The sequence below is a fragment of the Microcystis sp. M53598_WE2 genome, assembly GCF_030067735.1.
Classification (GTDB): domain Bacteria; phylum Cyanobacteriota; class Cyanobacteriia; order Cyanobacteriales; family Microcystaceae; genus Microcystis; species Microcystis aeruginosa.
This window is the reverse complement of record NZ_JASJFE010000683.1, coordinates 1-4,422: the sequence shown is the minus strand read 5'-3', so window position 1 is coordinate 4,422 and position 4,422 is coordinate 1. Positions and strand designations below refer to the sequence as shown.

The window sequence follows — 4,422 nt, the reverse complement described above, 5'->3', positions numbered from 1 at the left end:
GCAAGTTGTAGCCGTGCAAAGTATATCAATGTGAAGAATTGTAATTTTTTTCTCAGAAAAAATAAGTTATTGAAAGTGTTCTCAATAGTAGTTTCTACAATGAAGGTTTTTCGTCAAAACATCTTGGGGAATGTAAAAATATATAAAAGTATATGAAGATGTGCGGAATGTCGGCCTATAACTAAAGATAAATTCGACAGGACGGGCGATCTCGGATGTATTAGGAATGGCAAGAATATGCACATCTCCCGATCTTTACCGATAAGGAAAAAGTTCGGGTGATTACTCGGCAATTTCCCCGCATCGGTCTTTTCAAGAAATCTAATCTATTCCTTTGGATAGTGGCACGGTCAAAATCGATAAGATTACATTTCTCCCGTTAATCACCTTAGCGATCGCTGGATATTTCTGCCATCGGCTATCGCAATTCACTATCAGCTAATTATTAAAATTTATGAAAACAGCCTCATTCGTTGAGATTATCGGGGATAGAATGAAGATGGTTGAATAAGAGGGCAACAATTAGAGCCTTTTGTCGCTTTTCCCGACTATTAGCAGGTCGGTTTGGCGGGTACGGCGATGGCGTGTTTTTGAATTTAAAGTGCGATCGCTATTCTTAGGGAGCAGTTTGCGGTGGGGACAGTGGCGGCGAAGATTATTCAGCCTAGTCCTCAAGAATGAAAGGGACATCCGCTGGCGGTTAACTGGTTAAGAAAAACATCATACAGGTTGGAGATTCCTTATGTTGACACTACCGAAAAGTTTACTCCACTACTATAGTAAGTTTGCGCTATATGCAGTTGACGTTCCCAATATCAGCAACGCCTTGTCGGAAAAAAGACAACCAAGATGGTGGAAACACTTGCCATTCGTTCTAAATGAAATAAAAATCGGAAATCAAATATTTGAAATAAGCACAATCTGGAATGAGAAGCATAAAGATAAAGATAACTCAGATCAAGTGACTCAGGAAAATTTATCTGATAGAGCCAATAAATTACAAGCGGAATTCATAAAAAAAGGCAAGTATTACCATAACATTGCCTATGCTCAATCTGAAGAAGAGCAAAGGCTACTTGACAGTTCAATTGGAAAACCTCTTCTAATCGCACCACCTCAAAACGGTGATTTTGTTGTAATCGATGCCGCAATTGAATTGAAAGACTCTAAATACAACCTCGTAGATTATCCACCTCAATTTCAAAAAATATCTGATGGTTCGATAAATCTACAACTTAGCAATGAGTCTACTAAAGAAAACTTGGAACGGAAATTAAGAGATATTACTTGGCATCCTTACTGTCGTGTTCTTGGCAGTTATATTACGTTGGAAGTTGAGAAACCAGTTTTAAAACCTTGGCTGATATCTTTCAGAGATATCCTAACTGTTCCCAGTACCAGTGATATTCGGGATGAGCTTCTCCAGGAATACGATGAATCTATCAGTGAGTTACTTTATAAGCACATTAGTTGGCGTCAAGAAGAAAGGACAAACATACTCATGGGTTCTTATGAGGAAAAACGCAATATTTGTAACGAATTACGGCAATTTGAAGATAATATATTTTCTGGTCCTCTTGGCTTTTTTGTTGGTCTTTATTACTTTAACAAAACAGATCAAGGCAGAATGAGATCGACGGGATGGAAGAATTCCTTTCATGTCATGAGGCAAGAATGGAAGGAGACTGTTGACAATCCCGACTTAGTAACATTTTTAACACCAGAAGAACAAACAAATTTTAAAAGCCATTGTATAAGATTTGGAGCGCCTCAAATTGATGAGTTAGTTGGCGATTTGGCTTCTGATTAATTTCGCTCTGATTATCTCACCCTTTGTGCTTTTAATAGTAGAGAGTGACCAGTTATCCCTGCCAGTACGCCTATGTCATAAACTCTGCCAACCTCCTGATCGTAGGCATTACCAGCCTGACTGCGTTGGCACTTGCCCTCCCCAACCTCAAAAGCCTGCTGTGGTAAAAAAGCGATCACTATGTCAAAATATTTGCATACCATAGGTGTTGTGACGCTACTTAATTAGAGAACAAGATGATGACGTAACTGTTCAATGACTCTAGTTAACAATTTCTCTCTTAGCGTGGGAAATAAAAAATGGGTATAACAAAAAAGAAACGATTTCTACTAATCGAGGTGGTCAGATGCACTTTATCGCCAATGTAAGCTTTGGTCTGTGGGCATTGTTGCCTCCAGGATGGATTTTCATGGCGGCTATAATTGCATTAGAAACAATAGTCCTTTCACGCACTCTATACAGAAACTGGTGGGAAGAAAAGAGTGCTTTTGCCGCATTTTATGCGAATTTTATTAGCGGTGCTTTGGGATTTGGACTCTCACTTCTCGCTAATGGCGGTTGGTGGCTGGTTATCTGGATGCCTTGGGTGAGCAGTAATGAGGTTGATATTCCAGCCGATCTTCTGGCTATCAGTATTTACTATATTATTTGTTTCATCCTCTCCGTCGCAATAGAGGGACTGTTTTTACAATACTTTCTCAAACGATATTTCTCTAGACTAGAAATCTGGAAAGCCTGTTTGCTCGCCAATACCCTATCCTATGCCGTTGGAAGCATATTTATGTATTCGCTAAGTTTCAGTGTAAAAGAATGAAAAATACGCTTAGACAATGTTTGAAAAGGACTAAACTAAACAAGATAATAGGGTTTTCAGAAACTGATTGTTAACTAGACAATAATATTTTCAGCCACAGATTTGAACTTTTTAAACATTTCTTCGAGTAAATCTATAGACTGACTATTTGGATAAACTCGCTCTAGAAATCTTCGAGGGCTAATAACTTGAAAATACCGGATAAAACCACCATACCGAGTCGCAAGATCCTTTAATTTTTCAGGATTTCCCCGATTCTCTGATCTTTCCTGATCGTCGCCATTAACGATCTATTTTTCGGAATCGGGAGGATCATACCATTTTTCTTTATTCGTGGCAAGTATATTACTCTTTTCTTCTTTTCTGGGAGAGGGATTGGGGTTGAGGGCAATTAACCATCTCTGCCATTACTTTTGAAAAATGGCATTAGAGAGCGTTAGGCAGGGACAGTGACCGCCGAAATCAGCAAAGACCGTTCAATTCCCCCAAAACAGCCTGATGTTTCTGCCGCGCTGACCTTTCCTCGGTCGATGTGCGCTGGTTGCCGATAGTCGATAGGTGGATTTCGATAATCTCGTCAATTCTTTCGCTCGATGGCATCGAGTTCCCGACATATTTCGGCGGCCAGCCGATAATCCAGACTTCCCGTTAAAGTAGCTCCGTCATAGTGGCTGCCAGCATAGCAGCCGGGGTTATGGCCGCGGGGCAGTTTATCCCGGTTAAAGGTTTGAAAACAAGGGAAGCACAAGGTAAACTAATTATGATAAAACATTAATATAGAGGTTCTCACACCTGTGTGGCACAGTTAAACCTTTGCTGATTAAGCTTTTTAACATTGATAATGTACCTCCTGCGAACAGGAAATACTATAAATAAGCGGTAAAAATGAAATAAAATTAAGGGGAAAATTAATTATGCAACTAGAAGATTATTTCTTAAGTAGTCGTGCAAAATTAATTTCCTAGTGAAGATAGGCAAGAGGCAAGAGGCAAGAGGCAAGAGGCAAGAGGTGGTTAGATATGTGTAATTAATTTTGCTTAGGTACTTATTTATCTCCGAAGATGATATTAGAATCAAAGGTCATCGGCTCGGAATTGACAACGTACTCTTTTATTTCTTGGAAGGCTATACCCCAGAAGAAATAAATGCTATCTATCCCGATCTAAGTTTAGAGAAAATCTACGCAACTATTACTTATTATTTACAGAATCGGCAAAAAATTGATGCCTATTTATTGCGCCTCCAGAATTGGCGAGAGACTCGCTACCATGAAGCACTGAAAAATCCTTCGCCTCAACGAGAAAAGATGAGAAGAATTAAACAGCAAAGGCAAGATTCTGTCAAGGTATGAAAATCAAGTTTTTACTCGATGAAAACTTATCCCCCGCTTGAAAGTCGCTGTCTTAAGGTTAAATCCAGAGATAGATATTTTACGCATTGGAGAGCCGAATACACCACCGTTAGGAACTCTTGACCCTGATTATCTCAACGACTCTTGGTGACAGATAATCGTACCAGTATGCCTAAACATTTAGAAGAATATTGGCAAAAAAATCAACAAATCTGGGGGCTGTTTTAGATACGTCCCACAACAACAACGGGAAAACTAGCCGAAGAATTAATTATGATTTGGGAAACTACCGAAGCGGAAGAATGGATCGATATTGTCGATTGGATTCCTTTTTAATTAATGATATAATAATGGGACTTAAACGATCAACAAGAGTATAATAGAGTATAATCGTTATATAATAAGCACTTTACGTTGAAAGATCAGCGATGAAAGAGACAACCCCAG

At 39.1% G+C, this 4,422-nt stretch carries 3 protein-coding genes; all 3 read left to right on the top strand.

Translation table 11 applies throughout. From position 1 onward, the window contains the following. Window positions 1–742: 742 nt before the first annotated feature. Window positions 743–1,810 carry a hypothetical protein gene (locus PX636_RS13915; protein WP_288117610.1) on the top strand — a complete coding sequence of 356 codons (1,068 nt, stop codon included), beginning with the start codon at window positions 743–745 and terminating at the stop codon, window positions 1,808–1,810. A 346-nt stretch (window positions 1,811–2,156) separates the two neighbouring features. Then, entirely contained in the window at window positions 2,157–2,624 is a 468-nt protein-coding gene (locus PX636_RS13910) for a hypothetical protein (protein ID WP_288117609.1), read from the top strand. Window positions 2,625–3,657: 1,033 nt separating this feature from the next. Further along, window positions 3,658–3,975 (top strand): DUF433 domain-containing protein, encoded by a 318-nt coding sequence (locus tag PX636_RS13905; protein WP_288117608.1) that lies wholly within the window; start codon window positions 3,658–3,660, stop codon window positions 3,973–3,975. Window positions 3,976–4,422: the final 447 nt, after the last annotated feature.